This is a genomic window from Muriicola sp. (genome assembly GCF_041567615.1).
Lineage (GTDB): Bacteria > Bacteroidota > Bacteroidia > Flavobacteriales > Flavobacteriaceae > Muriicola.
Genome location: NZ_JBFGBM010000048.1, coordinates 1 through 14,616 on the forward strand (window position 1 = coordinate 1; position 14,616 = coordinate 14,616).

At 49.0% G+C, this 14,616-nt stretch carries 15 protein-coding genes; 7 read left to right on the top strand and 8 right to left on the bottom strand.

The genetic code is table 11. From position 1 onward, the window contains the following. The 5 genes from ftsH to ABYP73_RS05045 form a co-directional block, all read left to right on the top strand. On the top strand, window positions 1–1,951 hold a 1,951-nt coding region (gene ftsH, locus ABYP73_RS05025), incomplete at its 5' end, for an ATP-dependent zinc metalloprotease FtsH (protein ID WP_372973633.1). Window positions 1,952–2,004: 53 nt separating this feature from the next. Continuing rightward, complete coding sequence (locus ABYP73_RS05030) at window positions 2,005–2,619, top strand: LUD domain-containing protein (protein ID WP_372973634.1); 615 nt, start codon at window positions 2,005–2,007, stop codon at window positions 2,617–2,619. A 1-nt stretch (window position 2,620) separates the two neighbouring features. Further along, window positions 2,621–3,421, top strand: coding sequence for a phosphatidate cytidylyltransferase (locus ABYP73_RS05035; RefSeq protein ID WP_372946594.1), 801 nt, complete (start codon window positions 2,621–2,623; stop codon window positions 3,419–3,421). Next, window positions 3,411–4,082, top strand: coding sequence for a phosphatidylserine decarboxylase family protein (locus ABYP73_RS05040; RefSeq protein WP_372973635.1), 672 nt, complete (start codon window positions 3,411–3,413; stop codon window positions 4,080–4,082). The genes ABYP73_RS05035 and ABYP73_RS05040 overlap by 11 nt, the downstream gene beginning before the upstream one ends. Further along, window positions 4,069–4,338 carry an acyl-CoA-binding protein gene (locus ABYP73_RS05045; RefSeq protein WP_372944939.1) on the top strand — a complete coding sequence of 90 codons (270 nt, stop codon included), beginning with the start codon at window positions 4,069–4,071 and terminating at the stop codon, window positions 4,336–4,338. The genes ABYP73_RS05040 and ABYP73_RS05045 overlap by 14 nt, the downstream gene beginning before the upstream one ends. 2 nt (window positions 4,339–4,340) lie before the next feature. Here ABYP73_RS05045 and ABYP73_RS05050 read toward each other — a convergent pair whose 3' ends face one another. The 4 genes from ABYP73_RS05050 to ABYP73_RS05065 form a co-directional block, all read right to left on the bottom strand. Then, complete coding sequence (locus ABYP73_RS05050; RefSeq protein WP_372944938.1) at window positions 4,341–5,108, bottom strand: creatininase family protein; 768 nt, start codon at window positions 5,106–5,108, stop codon at window positions 4,341–4,343. A 5-nt stretch (window positions 5,109–5,113) separates the two neighbouring features. After that, on the bottom strand, window positions 5,114–6,382 hold the full coding sequence (locus tag ABYP73_RS05055) for a sterol desaturase family protein (protein ID WP_372973636.1): 1,269 nt from the start codon (window positions 6,380–6,382) through the stop codon (window positions 5,114–5,116). 69 nt (window positions 6,383–6,451) lie between these two features. Then, a complete protein-coding gene (locus ABYP73_RS05060; protein ID WP_372944936.1) occupies window positions 6,452–7,168 on the bottom strand; it encodes a response regulator transcription factor in 717 nt (238 codons plus the stop codon). Then, the gene (locus ABYP73_RS05065) at window positions 7,161–8,429 is read right to left on the bottom strand and encodes a sensor histidine kinase (protein ID WP_372973637.1); all 1,269 of its coding nucleotides are present in this window, start codon (window positions 8,427–8,429) and stop codon (window positions 7,161–7,163) included. The genes ABYP73_RS05060 and ABYP73_RS05065 overlap by 8 nt, the downstream gene beginning before the upstream one ends. Window positions 8,430–8,688: 259 nt before the next feature. On the opposite strand from ABYP73_RS05065, the gene ABYP73_RS05070 reads away from it, so the two are divergent. Then, window positions 8,689–9,132 carry a doxx family protein gene (locus tag ABYP73_RS05070; protein ID WP_372973638.1) on the top strand — a complete coding sequence of 148 codons (444 nt, stop codon included), beginning with the start codon at window positions 8,689–8,691 and terminating at the stop codon, window positions 9,130–9,132. Here ABYP73_RS05070 and ABYP73_RS05075 read toward each other — a convergent pair. The 3 genes from ABYP73_RS05075 to ABYP73_RS05085 all read right to left on the bottom strand — a co-directional run bounded on the left by ABYP73_RS05075 (window position 9,125) and on the right by ABYP73_RS05085 (window position 13,159). Next, window positions 9,125–9,715 carry a hypothetical protein gene (locus tag ABYP73_RS05075; RefSeq protein WP_372944933.1) on the bottom strand — a complete coding sequence of 197 codons (591 nt, stop codon included), beginning with the start codon at window positions 9,713–9,715 and terminating at the stop codon, window positions 9,125–9,127. The genes ABYP73_RS05070 and ABYP73_RS05075 overlap by 8 nt on opposite strands. Window positions 9,716–9,788: 73 nt before the next feature. Continuing rightward, complete coding sequence (locus ABYP73_RS05080; RefSeq protein WP_372973639.1) at window positions 9,789–10,448, bottom strand: hypothetical protein; 660 nt, start codon at window positions 10,446–10,448, stop codon at window positions 9,789–9,791. Between the two features lie 74 nt (window positions 10,449–10,522). Beyond that, entirely contained in the window at window positions 10,523–13,159 is a 2,637-nt protein-coding gene (locus tag ABYP73_RS05085; RefSeq protein WP_372973640.1) for a valine--tRNA ligase, read from the bottom strand. Window positions 13,160–13,351: 192 nt separating this feature from the next. Here ABYP73_RS05085 and ABYP73_RS05090 point away from each other — a divergent pair, with 192 nt between their 5' ends. Then, complete coding sequence (locus ABYP73_RS05090) at window positions 13,352–13,738, top strand: DUF1573 domain-containing protein (protein ID WP_372944930.1); 387 nt, start codon at window positions 13,352–13,354, stop codon at window positions 13,736–13,738. Between the two features lie 40 nt (window positions 13,739–13,778). Here the strand turns inward: ABYP73_RS05090 and ABYP73_RS05095 are convergent. Further along, window positions 13,779–14,616, bottom strand: an 838-nt coding sequence (locus tag ABYP73_RS05095; protein WP_372973641.1) for a PDZ domain-containing protein, incomplete at its 5' end; no start/stop codon positions are given.

Below are 14,616 nucleotides of genomic sequence, written 5' to 3' on the forward strand. Positions count from 1 at the left end.
GGGTACTACCCGTAAGACTACCACTTCCGAACTACAGCAATACCTCAGGGCGGGGGATATCGCCAAGATCCTGATCATCACGAACACGAATCAGGCCAAGGTATTCCTGACGGAAGAAGCGCTGACCAAGGACGTTCACAAGGATGTCGCAAATAAGCCCTTTTTCCCCACGACTGCTGAAATCCCCCAGTATGTCCTGGACTACGGAGACCTGCAGATCTTTCAGAATGAGATCACCGAGATCAAAAAGGAAAATTCCCTCAACACCATTGTGGAGTTCGACAAGGAATCCAATATCTTTTTTGACCTGCTGATCACCATCCTTCCCTTTGTCCTCATTATCGGACTCTGGATCTACCTCATGAGGAGGATGTCCGGAGGAGGGGCCGGTGGAGCCGGCGGGCAGATCTTCAATATCGGGAAGTCCAAGGCTAAACTCTTTGACGAGAAAACAGACACCCGCACTTCCTTCAAGGATGTGGCCGGACTGGAAGGTGCCAAAGAGGAGATCGAAGAGATCGTGGAATTCCTGAAAAATCCAGACAAATACACTTCCCTTGGAGGTAAGATACCCAAAGGAGCGCTGCTGGTAGGTCCTCCCGGGACCGGTAAAACCCTTCTGGCCAAGGCCGTGGCTGGGGAAGCTAAAGTGCCCTTTTTCTCCCTCTCGGGATCAGATTTCGTCGAAATGTTCGTCGGGGTGGGAGCATCCAGGGTAAGGGACCTGTTCAAACAGGCTAAAGACAAGGCCCCGGCCATCATCTTTATAGACGAGATAGACGCCATAGGGCGAGCCAGGGGAAAGAACAATTTTACAGGCTCCAATGACGAAAGGGAAAACACACTCAACCAGCTCCTGACCGAGATGGATGGTTTTGGGACGAATACCAATGTGATCGTGCTCGCAGCCACCAACAGGGCAGATGTGCTCGACAAGGCCCTGATGCGTGCCGGACGTTTCGATCGGCAGATCTATGTAGACCTGCCCGACATTCGCGAGCGAAAAGAGATCTTTGAGGTCCACCTGAGACCGATCAAAACTGCCGAGACACTCGATCTCGACTTCCTGGCCCGTCAGACACCCGGTTTCTCCGGAGCCGATATCGCAAACGTCTGTAACGAAGCAGCCCTGATCGCCGCCAGGAAAGAGAAAAAGGCAGTGACTAAACAGGATTTCCTGGATGCGGTAGACCGTATCGTAGGCGGACTCGAGAAAAAGAACAAGATCATCACCAAAGAGGAGAAAAGGACCATTGCCTATCACGAGGCAGGCCATGCCACTGTGAGCTGGATGCTTGAACACGCTGCCCCGCTTGTGAAGGTGACCATCGTCCCCAGAGGACAGTCTCTGGGATCTGCGTGGTACCTGCCCGAAGAACGCCTGATCGTCCGACCCGAACAGATGAAGGATGAAATGTGTGCTACCCTGGGTGGCCGCGCCGCCGAAAAGGTGATTTTTGACAAGATCTCAACAGGCGCCCTGAGCGATCTCGAGAAAGTGACCAAACAGGCCCGGGCCATGGTGACCATTTACGGCCTTAACGATACTATCGGGAACCTCACCTACTACGATTCTTCCGGCCAGAGTGAATACGGTTTTACAAAGCCTTACAGTGAAGAGACTGCTCAGAAGATTGATGAGGAGATCTCAAAGCTCATCGAAGAGCAGTACGCCCGGGCCGTGGATGTATTGAAAAAGAACAAGGACAAGCTGACGGAGCTGGCCGAACGGCTGCTTGAGAAAGAAGTGATCTTCAAGGAAGACCTCGAAAAGATCTTCGGAAAAAGACCTTTCGAAAAGAAGTTTGACAAAAAGGGACAGGAGATCTCCAGCAGCGAAGAGAAGCCAAAGGACAAGGATAAACCGGTGAGTGAAAAGAAAACCTCAAAAGACGAGGAACCTACGGAGGAGAAGAAAGAGGAGGAGGAACTGACCAAGGATAATAAATAATTCTCGCGTTACGTTCTAGAAATGAGTACATTCGATCAGATTTAAATCGACCTATGGGACTATTTTCCAGTTTATTTGGAGGAGGTAAAAAAAAGAAGGTTTCCAAGGAAACTGTCGAGACCCGTGGTGTCCATATGCCCGACCTCAATCTTCCCGTAGATGAAAAATTCACGATTCATTTCAAAAAAAACGGAGGCAAATTCCTTTACTGCGATTCTTTCGAAGAGGTTTCGGAAGCCATGAAGAACATCGTCGAGGAAAATCACTGGGAAGAAACACCCTTTTTTGTGATGGATCCGCGGCTGGAAGAAAAGTTTTCAAAAGAAAATATCACCTTTACTCACAAGACCAATGCGAGTGAGGTGTTCTTTACCACCTGCGAGCACCTGATCGCCCAGAACGGATCAATCCTGGTCTGTTCCAACCAGCTGAAAGAAAAAAAACTGAGTGAACTCCCGGAAAACGTCATTGTCTTCGCCACTACCAGCCAGCTCGTGGAAAGCATAGGCGAAGGCCTTAAAGCCATCAAGAAAAAATACAGGCAGGGCATACCGGCTAATATCACCACCATCAAGCACTTTCAGGCCACCAATGAGAATGCCGATGATTTTCTAACCTACGGAAGCAGCTCCAAGCACTTATACCTCTTACTTCTGGAAGATTTGTAGAATGAAGGAACTTCTCAGGCGTTTACTTACGGGGGTGGTCTATGTAATTCTTCTGCTCTCGGCTGTCTTCCTGAGTTCCGATGCCTTCGATTTTCTTTTTATGGTCTTTGGCCTGGCATGCCTCTACGAGTACAAAAAACTCGTCAGATTAAGTGGGTATTACATTTTTGCGGCTTACCTGGGATTGTGGTGGCTCTTCATCTACATCATCAGAGACGAGGCACTGATCAACATTTTGATGTTCCTTTCCATAACTGTGAATATCGTTCTGATCTACTTCCTTTTCTCCCGTAAAAAATTCTACAGGGCCTATGAAAAATTTGTGATCGGGCTCTTCTACATAGGGGGAGGCTGTATTTTTCTGACCATGATCCCTTACAAGGATGACGCTTTCGCCAAAATGCTGATTATGGGGATCTTTATCCTGATTTGGGTAAACGATTCTTTCGCCTATCTGGTGGGTAAATCCATTGGCCGGAACAAGCTCTTTCCATCAGTATCTCCCAAAAAGACCATAGAGGGTACCGTGGGCGGTTTTATCTTCACCCTGATTGCCGCCTATGTGCTGGCGCAGTACGAACCCATCATAAAGCCGGATGAATGGATGATCCTCGCCTCCGTGATCGTGATCACGGGAAGCCTGGGAGATCTCGTGGAATCCAAACTCAAGAGACTGGCCCAGGTCAAAGACAGCGGTGCCATTTTGCCGGGACACGGAGGGATGCTGGATCGACTGGATAGTCTTATATTTGCAGCACCATTCGCCTATTTGGTACTAAACATTTTTACCTATGTTTCATAGAGAGGGGCAGAAAATTATCCTCCTGACTTTTTTCCTGGTCGTAGTCGCCGCAGTGCTGGCTGATTTCTATATCCTGACTGACTGGATAAGGATCACGGTTCAGATGCTTTCCATACTCATCCTGGTATCCATTCTTCAGTTCTTCAGGAATCCAAAGAGGATCTCCAATAAGAATTTCAATGAGATTCACGCCCCTGTTGACGGAAAAGTGGTGGTGATTGAACGGGTGATGGAAACAGAATATTTCAAAGAGGAAAGGTTGCAGATCTCCATCTTTATGTCGCCTGTTAATGTACACGTCACGCGCTATCCCGCCAGCGGGGTCATCAAATATTCAAAATACCATCCGGGAAAATACCTGGTGGCCTGGCACCCTAAGTCCAGTGAAGAGAACGAGCGGACCACCGTGGTGATAAGGACCCCTAAATTCGGTGATATCCTATACCGCCAGATCGCGGGGGCCATGGCGAGGCGTATCGTCAATTATGCAGAGGAGGGCGAAAGTGTACAGCAGGGTGAGGAGAGCGGTTTTATAAAATTTGGTTCCCGGGTGGATGTATTCCTACCATTGGATGCCCTGGTAGCCGTGAAGCTCAATCAGAAAGTGAAAGGAGCCATCACCTGCCTGGCCTCATTAAACACTTACGATGGAGAAGGATAACCTGAAAACCGAATTCCAGAAGGCAGTTTCCTTCATCAGCAATTACACGGATCCGTTGGCTCCCGACCTATTGCTGAAGCTCTATGCTTATTACAAGATCGCCAACCAGAATTTTGACAATCCCGGCAGTAAGACACCTTTGATCAATGCCTTTAAGGCCAATGCCTTAATACAGGCCAGAAACCTTCAGCCCGAGGAGGCCATGGAAAAATATATCATTCTGGTAAAAAAGGAATTCGGGATCAACTCCTTTTGAATTTATTCGTAGAGGTCATCAATATCGGCCTTACAGAGCTCAAAGAGAAAATTCCCCATCGCTGCACTTACTTCCCTGAACAGCCTCTCGCCTTTTTCTTTACTGGATTTGGAAGGATCGCCTACACCCGTGTCCTCGGAAATCTGTGACCATTTTCTCTCTGCCCAGGCCCAGCCCTCTGAAAAGGCCTTTATTCTGAATTTTTTGGCGGCTCCCTTCCCCCAGTATCTCTTTTCAAGGACCAGATCCGGCCTGAAATAAAGCATAAGACTGGTCTCCCTTTCGTCTGCGTGGTCTCCTTTCTCCTCTATGTATTCAGGATGGTCTATCACTTTGAACCAGTGCGCAACACTGAGAAACATCTGTGGGAATTCCAGGCCCAGTTCCCTGACCAGGGCCTTAAAATTATTGCCGCCATGGCTGTTGAAGATCAGCAGCTTTCGAACCCCCTGCCTGTTCAGGACGGTGATCACGTCTCTCAGGATGGCCATCTGGGTACTTGGGTTCAGGTTGATGTCCAGGTAGATGTCTGTCTGACCCGTATTCACCCCGAATGGGATCACAGGGAGGACAATGGGCCTGGCTCCCTTTTCCCAGGCCAGCCTGGCCGCTTCCGCAGCCATCATTTCAGCCTCAAAAATATCTGTTCCATAGGGTAAATGGTAATTGTGGGCTTCGGTAGCCCCCCAGGGCAGGACAGCCAGTTCAAAATCGGCCTCCTTTAAGGATTGCCAGTTGGTCTCCGCCAGGATATAGGGTCTGATCGCCATAAAATTTAGATCGCCATGGTTCGTTTCGTTTCACTTCGCTCCACAAAGGTAAAATAGAACCCTGCCAGGGCAGTGATCCCAAAATACAGGCCCACGACGGCACTTCCATAGGACCCGTAGGCATCGAGCCCAAACCAGTCGCCCGTGATCCCTATCAATGCCAGGCCGGCCGCGCTCCTGAACAATTCTATGAGGAATGCAAATTTATGCCGGTCCATCAGGCTGGTGTACCCAAAAATCCCCAGGAAAACAAAGGCACCGAAAACCAAGAGCCCTTCAAAGCCAATCTCCGTATAATTATAGAACATAAACAGGGTCAGGGCCAGGGTGCTGACCATCTGGAAGATGGCATATCCCTTGAGCCAGGGGGAGGTAGGGGTTTCATACCGCTTGAATGCATACACATCATCGATAGTATTCACCGGGTACCGCTCTCTTACATCTGCCGGCCTCCATCCCGTCGGCATAAACCAGATCCGAAATTTGTCCTTCAGGCTGCGCGTGCGCCAGGCATCGAGCATCAGCCTCCACAAGTGCTGAAAATTGATCAGGATGGGGTTCCAGGTATGGGCGGGTTTCAAGACCCCGTACTGGGGAGGCACATCCTCCAGTTCCTCCTGAAAAGTGCCAAACCAGCGATCCCAGACACAGAGGATCTGCCCTAGATTTTTGTCGATATACTCGGGGTTGATAGCGTGATGAACCCGGTGTTGGGACGGGGTCACAATGATATACTCCAGCCAGCCCATCCTTCCGATATGACGGGTGTGATACCAGAACTGTGCGAAGAGGTGTATGGGGGCGATCACTGCAATCACTTCTGCCGGCACTCCGAGGAGGGCTGCCGGGATAAGGAAGAGGGGGAAATACCCCAGGAGGTTAGAAATCGACTGTCTGAGCGCACAGGCCAGGTTGAATTCCTCGCTGCTGTGGTGGATGACATGCTGGTTCCAGAAAAAATTGACGTGGTGACTCAGTCGGTGGTTCCAGTAACCGGCAAAGTCGATCGCCAGGAAGGCGGTAAGCCATACCCCCCAGGTTGCCCTGATCTCAGCAATAGCGAGGTTTTCAAGCAGGAACGGGTAACTCACCAGGATCACTCCCAGACCTAATGAATCCTTGACGATGTTGGTAAGTCCGGAACTGATGCTGCTCACGGTATCCATTACCTTGTGCTGCTGATCCTTGACGAAATGGCCGTACAGGATCTCTATCAGCAGAAGGATGATAAAGATTGGAATGGCGTACAGGAGCGCGTTGGCATAGGTTTCCATAGTACTGGTAACGGCTGTGATCCGGCCTTAAAGATACTCTATTTCATCGAATTACCGGGATGGGATGGATCAGGTATCAGACTGCCTGACCCTGAGGATAAAACCCTGGCCGTGGACGTTTTCGATACGGATATCTTCATCCTTCTCCAGGTACTTCCTGAGATGGGTAATAAAAACATTGAGGCTCTTCTGTTTAAAATAGTCGTGGCTGCCCCATAGAGCCATCAGTATATCCCTGTGGGCCGACAGCTTGTTGATGCGAGAAGAAAGAAAGTTGAGTAATTCGTTCTCCCTTGAAGTGAGGTGGATGACCTCCTCGTTGAAATGGAGTTCCTGGTTGAGGGGATTAAAAGTGTACTTACCCAGTTTTCGAATCTGCTTGGATATCTCCTGAGGGGCCGTTTCGGTTCCTTTGATATGTGACAATAGGGCTTCGATCCTGACTACCAGTTCTTCCTCGTCTATGGGTTTTTTCAGATAGTCTACTGCACCAAGCGAAAATCCTTTTAAGACGTCTACCTTAAGCGACTTGGCCGTAAGAAAGATAAAAGGCAGGTCGGGATACTGACCTTTGATAGTCCGCGCGAGGGAGAATCCATCCATCTCCGGCATCATGATGTCCAGGATCGCCAAATCGTATGCTTCCTCGTTCAGTTTTAAAAGGGCCTTCTTGCCGTCTGTTGCCCAGAATACGTAGAATCCCTTCAACTGCAGATACTCAGTCAGGAGATACCCCAGGGAGGTATCATCCTCAACGAGCAAGATCTTAGATCGTTTCTCATCCATGGGTCAGCGGAATTTGAATAGAGATAAGGGTCCCCTGCCCGAGCTTGCTCTGCAAACTGATCTTTCCTTTCATGGCATCGATGACTTTCTTGACATAACTGAGACCCAGTCCATAGCCCTTCACATTGTGAAGATCCCCTTCCCCTACCCGAAAGTATTTCTGGAAGATGCGTTTTTGGTCTTCCGGGCTTATGCCCCGGCCATTGTCCTGTATCCTGATAACAAGATAACCATTTTCTCGGGTTGCCCTAAGGCTTATCACCGGATCATCCGAATATTTTTTGGCATTGTCGAGAAGGTTGTTGACAGCGTTCTCCAGGTGGAAGACCTCCGCCCGGATCGGGTATGCTCCTTCCTCTAAGTCACAGGTAAAACGCACTTCTTCCAGGGATACCAGAGTGCCGAAATCCTGACAGAGTTTTTTGAGGGCAGGGCGAAAATCGGTCTCTGAGAGGTTGAAGATATCTTTTCCGGATTCCATCCGGGCCAGATCCAGCACCCGGTCGATATGTCCTGAAAGTCTATCCGTCTGTTGGCGGATGATGTCCAGGATGGGTTTCTGGTTGTCCGTTGCGTTTTGGCTCAGGAGTTTACTGGCAAGGCCGATAGAGAAAACAGGGGTTTTCAGCTCGTGTGTGAGGTTGTTGATAAATTCGTTGGTATGGGTGATCAGATTCCTCTGCCAGTAATAGGTTCGCAGGATCCAGATGATCACAGCCACAATACCGATCAAAAAAATAAGACTCGGCAGGATAAGCCCATTGAGTTGAAAGAAAAAATACGATCGAAGATCCCTGAACTTCAATTCCAGGATCAGGCGGTCCCCCAGTAAATCAGGAAGGTATCCCTGCAGAAGAATTGGGTATTTCACCTCCTTATCCCGATCTGAAAAGGTCCTTGGAGACTGGAGGTAATAGGAAGTGTCCTTAGAGAACAATTCATAGCTGAATTCGGCCTCAATCCCGTTCCTTACCAATCGCTCCGTTAAAAAATCATTGAGAAAAAATCTGGAGGCATCCTGCACGCTGTCGATGCTGAGTCTGAAATAGGTGGAGTCCCGCTGCAGGGCTTTTCCAAGCAAAAAGGTCATCTGGTCCCGGTTGGTCAGGTCCTCGCGTATCTCATCACCTGCGGTCACCAGGTTCTTACTGAACTGTACCCGGGCCAGGCTCAGGCCGATCTCCAGGTACTTATACTGTACTATAGCGAGGCCTATAACCGAAATCACGAATACGCCTATGTAAATATTCCTTTTGCTCAAATTGCTTCCAATTAACTAAAAATATCCCTTTCGCCCGAAGTCTTGTTCTTTTCTTAACAGGATTAACCTTTCCTTAATCCTTTTTGCCCAGCCCTTAATCTCAGGGGTTTTCCAAACTCCTTACATTGGTGTAAAGTTATTAAGTTAATGCTATCAGTTTAGTTAGTTATCATTCAAGTTTCTATAAAAAGCTAACCTTCCGGTTAGCTTTTTTATCAAGGGATACGCACTCGATCCATAAGATCTTATACCGGATATCATGAATACAAATCGACTCAAAAAGAAAGTAGTAGGTCGCTTCTCCTTCCTTTCCTGTTCTCTGGGGATCGTCTACCTGTGGTTCGGGGCGTTGAAATTCTTCCCGGGGGTGAGTCCGGCTGAAGGGCTGGCATCCGAAACCATCGTCCAGCTTACCTTCAACCTGCTCGATGCCCGCCTGGCTCTCATCCTCCTGGCTATATGGGAATGCACTCTGGGACTCTTCCTGCTGCTCAATGTATTCCGCAGGATTACTATCCCATTTGCCCTGCTCCACATCCTGCTGACCTTCTCTCCCCTGTTTTTGCTTCCTGCGGAGGTATTTACGGCAGGACCGCTGACGCTAACCCTGACGGGGCAGTATATCATTAAAAACCTGGTCATTGTCGCTGTCCTTTTCACCCTTTGGGATACCCGAAAGGCCCATCCCGTATCCGCTAGTTAAACGGACCGACCATGATATGGGCCCGGTGTGTCCCGGGATCCATCAACCAGGGCATCCCCGGAGCATGAGGCTTATCGGGTAGTCCCGTCGATTCTGTAGTTGCAAACGGGGTGTAGATCACGTACCTGAATTTACCATTTTCAAGTTTTCCGGTGGAAGGGTCATAATCCTCGTCCTTTCCAAAATACACGTAAAGCATACTGGGTTCCTTGGGCATGGGTAGTTTACCGGAGGCGATCTCCTGCCCCCTGATAGCAGTGCGTTCCTCCTGGGATTTTCCCTCCGCATTGAGTTCCCTGCCACGGGCCATGAAGGGTTCCAGTCTTTTGCTGTAACAACTTACGCTGATACCTTCCCTGTTTGGGTTATCGGCTATGCAGACCATATTGTTGGTCCCTTCCCTGAGGATGACGAATTCCCCGTTGGAATTGTATCCGTAGACCATGGCATCCGCCTGCTCATTTTCGGGTAAGGGCAGCGTTGCTGTAACGATCTGAATATCCACAGGCAAGACCGGGGGAGTTTCTTTTTGCGCGAAGAGAACCAGTGGAATTGAAAAAAGTAAGGGGATAAGTGTTTTCATGGCCGTATATCTTTCCTTAAAGATATGAAACTACCTCATATCCCATAAAATTAACCGCCTGTAATGTAAGTGTTTAATTGCAATCGAGAGCGTAACTGTCCTCCGGATCCTTCGTCCACTGAGCAGGGATATCGTTGAGGATCTCCCCGTTCACTTTTATGCAGGTTAGGGGGTTATTTTCCACGGCGAAGGTATTGAGCTGCGAACTGTTCGGTATGGCCGAAAGGTCGATAGCCCCAAGGGTATTGTTCTTGATGTCCAGCAATTGCAGGGCAGGACTGTCTGATATATCGAGTTGAGTCAGGATATTCCCGGGGACAGATAATTTCTCCAGGCTGGACAAGTTGCTAATGTCAATCGCCGTGAGGGCATTGTTATCCACATAGATAAACTTCAGGGCCCTGTTGGAAGAAAGATTCAGGCTGCTTATCTGGTTGTCATTCACCCAGAGGTTATCCAGCATGGCGTAGTCTGCTATGCCCTCCAGGCTGTTGATGCCCTTGTCATTCATAACCAGGGAGGTCACCGTCTCGACGTTCTCGGTAAGGACGGACCCATCCACTACATCGTCAATTCCCAATTCTACCAGGACCTGTTCAAAAGCCGCGTCGGAAATACTCGTCCTGGGTTTTACAATGATTTCCTGCTCATTCGACCCTGAATCTCCGTCATTAGAACAGGAAACTACGCCAAGACTAAGAAAAAAAGGGAGGACGAAAAGTATCTTTCTCATAACAGCGTTTTCCGTAAATATATCACAACAGATTGAAAATGTGGCTCTTATTAGGTTTTTATTTGGAAAACAGATCAGGGAGTGGAAAGGCTGGCCAGGCTTTTCTCCAGGGTCTCAATCTTTTCCCTGGCATCGGATGCTTTTTTCCTTTCCAGGGCAACAACGGCTTCAGGCGCATTGTTCACAAAGCGTTCGTTAGACAGCTTCTTTTCAACGGAATTGAGAAATCCACGGGTGTAAGACAGTTCTTCCCTGATCTTCAGGATCTCGGCCTCCAGGTCTACCGCACCGGTCACAGGGATAAAGAATTCATTGCTTTTCACCCTGAAGGAAAGGGCACCTTCCGGAGCTGTTTCTACAGAGGTGATGCTATGGATGTTCCCCAGTTTTTCGATGACCGCATCCCATTTAGACGAAACCTGCTGAACCCTCATCTGCTGCAGCTCCAATGCATCTTTCTGGGGGATGTTCTTTTCTTTCCGGATGGTGCGAATACCCGATATCACCTCGGAGGCAAAGGAAAATTCCTCCAGGATCTCCTTGTCAAGAGTCAAAGGTTCCGGCCAGGAAGCGACGACCAGAGCTTGGTCGGGGGAGCGTTCGCTCATGCACTGCCATACCTCCTCGGTCAGGAAGGGCATAAAGGGGTGTAAAAGTTTCAGGTTTTCCTCAAAGAAACCGATGACCGATGCGTATGTTTTTGCATCGATGGGTTGCTGGTAAGCCGGTTTGACGATTTCTAGGAACCACGAACAGAAATCATCCCAGATAAGTTTGTAGATAGCCATCAATGCATCCGAGATTCGGTATTTGGAAAAATGGTCGTTGACCTCCTCAAGGGTTGCGCTCAATTTGTTTCCGTACCACTGAATTCCGACGGCTGCGGCCTCGGGCTGAGGCAGGTCCTTCACTTCCCATCCTTTGACAAGCCGGAAGGCGTTCCAGATCTTGTTGGCAAAATTCTTTCCCTGCTGGCAGAGGGATTCGTCAAAGAGGAGGTCGTTTCCTGCAGGAGCACTGAGCAGAAGCCCTACCCGGACCCCGTCGGCCCCGTAGTTCTCGATCAGTTTTAAAGCATCCGGAGAATTGCCCAGTTGCTTGGACATCTTTCGCCTTTCCTTGTCCCTGACCAGACCCGTGAAATAAACATTCTCAAACGGTCTTGCATCCCTGAATTCATAGCCCGCTACGATCATTCGCGCCACCCAGAAAAAGATGATATCCGGTGCCGTGACCAGATCGTTGGTGGGATAATAGTAGTTCACCTCTTCGTTATCGGGATCCAGGATCCCCCCGAACACGCTTATGGGCCATAACCAGGAGGAGAACCAGGTATCCAGGACATCCTCATCCTGTTTCAGATCTTCGGGCTTCAGGCCGGGATTTCCACTTTTCTGTCTGGCCTCCTTTAAGGCCTCCTCCGGAGTCTCGGCTACGACGACTTCCCTGTTTCCCTCCCCGTAATAATAGGCTGGGATCTGCTGTCCCCACCACAGCTGGCGGGAGATATTCCAGTCGCGGATGTTTTCCATCCAGACCTTATAAATGTTTTCGAATTTTTTGGGAAAGAAGCGAACTTCCCCTGTATCGACCACGGCTTTCAAAGCCGGTTTCACCAATTCCTCCATACTCAGGAACCACTGGTCGAGCAGGCGGGGTTCGATAACAGCCTTGGTTCGCTCCGAAGTGCCCACCTTATTGGTATAGGTCTCCACCTTCTCCAGGGCACCGATTTCATTGAGTTCCTTTACGATCTCCTTGCGGACCTCAAAGCGGTCCTTGCCCTGATAATGAAGTCCATAGGAATTCAATGTGGCGTCTTCATGAAAGATATCTATGGTCTCAAGGCCGTGTTTTTCTCCCAGTTTCCAGTCGTTCTCGTCGTGGGCCGGGGTCACTTTAAGGCACCCTGTACCAAACTCCATGTCGACATACTCATCCTGGATGATCGGGACCACCCTGTTACAGACAGGGACAATAGCCTTTTTTCCCCTGAGATGGGCGAAGCGCTCATCCTCCGGATGGATGCAGATGGCGGTATCCCCGAGAATAGTCTCGGGCCGTGTAGTGGCGATGGTAAGCGATTCCGAACTCCCTTCAACCGTGTATTTGAGATAGTACAACTGGCCCTGTTTCTCCTCGTAGATCACCTCTTCATCGGACAGGGTGGTCTTGGCTTCCGGGTCCCAGTTTACCATACGGTATCCCTTGTAAATCAATCCTTTCCTGTAAAGATCCACGAAAACACGGATCACAGAAGCAGACATGTCTTCATCCATGGTGAACTTGGTCCGGTCCCAATCGCAGGAGCAGCCCAGTTTCTTGAGTTGTTCCAGGATCACTCCCCCGTAGTCGTGCGTCCATTCCCAGGCGTGTTCCAGAAACTCCTCCCTGGTGAGATCGGCTTTGCGGATTCCTACCTCCCTTAATTTTGCAACGACCTTAGCCTCGGTGGCAATAGAAGCATGGTCCATCCCGGGAACCCAGCAGGCATTGCGGCCCTGTAAGCGTGCCTTTCTGATGAGTACGTCCTGTAAAGTGTTGTTGAGCATATGCCCCATATGAAGAACCCCTGTTACGTTAGGGGGTGGGATCACGATGGTAAAAGGCTCCCTCTCATCGGGGACTGAATGGAAGTATTTGTGTTTTAACCAGTAGGCATACCATTTGTCTTCTATGGCGATGGGATCGTATTTTGAAGGGATGTTCATCTTTGGTATGATTCTTGACAAATAAGGGGTGAAACGGCGGAATTATAAGGGTTTTACGGATGTGGACCTTAATTCGATTAAAATCCGTCAATGAAATACGAAACAAAAATAAGTAACGTTAGTAGATAACAAAAGAATTTTGGATGTAACTGCAAATATGCTACATTTGAGATTCACTCTAAAAGTTAAGTGATGAAAAAACTAGTTTTATTATTGTTTGTTGGCCTGATGGCCTTAAGCGTACACGCTCAGGAAAAGACGGCCAAAATACAGTTCAAAACTGAGACTGTGGATTACGGAGTGATCCAAAAAGGAAGTGACGGAATTCGCGTATTTGAATTTACCAATACTGGAGAAGCTCCATTGATCATCTCCAAGGTGAGTTCAAGCTGTGGATGCACTATACCCAAGAAACCTGAGGAGCCTATCATGCCCGGGAAAACAGGAGAAATTCAGGTGAAATATGACACCAACAGGGTGGGGCCTATCAGGAAGGCCATTACCGTCATCTCTAATGCAGACACCCCTACTAAGGTGTTGAAGATCAAAGGCGAGGTAAAACCTGTTGAAGGCAAATAATCCATTTCAAAATATAGACAGAAAGACCCTGGCAGATTTGTCAGGGTTTTTTTTCAAACACATCCCTCAAGGTAAAGGAGAAGAGGAGGTCTGAGTTGTATCGCTCGATCAGCAGACGGACCTTCTTGCCCTCCTTCTCGTTGATCATGTTCAATATCTCCTGCAGTTTGTATTTGTGGATGCTCTTCCCATTGACTGCCAGGATCACATCCCCTTCCCTAAGCCCGGCCTCCTCTGCAGGGCTGCCGGCCCTGATACCTGATACGATGATCTCAGGGACCAGGCTGAGTCGGGTCCTGTTTTCCATCAGGATCTGAACATCCCCGAAAGTGCGTTCGTCATTTTTAACAACGCCCCGGCTGTCCGTGATGCGTTCTGCAATATACCTGACCCCATTGTGCTGCAATTCGAGTCCGCTCATATTAAATCGGAACGGATCGTTAAAAAAACTGTTTTTCCGCAGGTTGATCACCCCGTCCCTGTAATTGAATACGATATTGAAACGCCTCAGGATCTCCCCTCCTACGGTTCCGTTCCTGTCCCCGTGATCCTTGATGCTGCTGAAGGAAAACATATCCGGGAAAGCGGCTTTGGCGTCATTGAGAACAAAATCCCCGAGTTGTACCTTGCTCACCAACGTCCGCTTGCCGAATATACTGCCATTCAATCCCTTCCCGAGATAATCCACGTAGTGTTTTTCGGGTATGCTGATGCCTTTCTCCAGATCCTGGAACAACCAAACGGCATCGCTGCTGCCGGTGTCCATCAGGAGTTTTACAGGTACCTCCTGCATATTTTCAAAACTCACGAGCCCTTCCACATAAGCCTTTCGGTCTTCTATGGTAATAGGGATGGAATGCAATTTTCCAGCCTTGTCA

Excerpts from the sequence above, each read along its gene's own strand:
- ABYP73_RS05030 (WP_372973634.1), top strand. The coding sequence starts at position 2,005 with ATGGGACTATTTTCCAGTTTATTTGGAGGAGGTAAAAAAAAGAAGGTT.
- ABYP73_RS05035 (WP_372946594.1), top strand. The coding sequence starts at position 2,621 with ATGAAGGAACTTCTCAGGCGTTTACTTACGGGGGTGGTCTATGTAATT.
- ABYP73_RS05040 (WP_372973635.1), top strand. The coding sequence starts at position 3,411 with ATGTTTCATAGAGAGGGGCAGAAAATTATCCTCCTGACTTTTTTCCTG.
- ABYP73_RS05045 (WP_372944939.1), top strand. The coding sequence starts at position 4,069 with ATGGAGAAGGATAACCTGAAAACCGAATTCCAGAAGGCAGTTTCCTTC.
- ABYP73_RS05050 (WP_372944938.1), bottom strand. The coding sequence starts at position 5,108 with ATGGCGATCAGACCCTATATCCTGGCGGAGACCAACTGGCAATCCTTA.
- ABYP73_RS05055 (WP_372973636.1), bottom strand. The coding sequence starts at position 6,382 with ATGGAAACCTATGCCAACGCGCTCCTGTACGCCATTCCAATCTTTATC.
- ABYP73_RS05060 (WP_372944936.1), bottom strand. The coding sequence starts at position 7,168 with ATGGATGAGAAACGATCTAAGATCTTGCTCGTTGAGGATGATACCTCC.
- ABYP73_RS05070 (WP_372973638.1), top strand. The coding sequence starts at position 8,689 with ATGAATACAAATCGACTCAAAAAGAAAGTAGTAGGTCGCTTCTCCTTC.
- ABYP73_RS05075 (WP_372944933.1), bottom strand. The coding sequence starts at position 9,715 with ATGAAAACACTTATCCCCTTACTTTTTTCAATTCCACTGGTTCTCTTC.
- ABYP73_RS05080 (WP_372973639.1), bottom strand. The coding sequence starts at position 10,448 with ATGAGAAAGATACTTTTCGTCCTCCCTTTTTTTCTTAGTCTTGGCGTA.
- ABYP73_RS05085 (WP_372973640.1), bottom strand. The coding sequence starts at position 13,159 with ATGAACATCCCTTCAAAATACGATCCCATCGCCATAGAAGACAAATGG.
- ABYP73_RS05090 (WP_372944930.1), top strand. The coding sequence starts at position 13,352 with ATGAAAAAACTAGTTTTATTATTGTTTGTTGGCCTGATGGCCTTAAGC.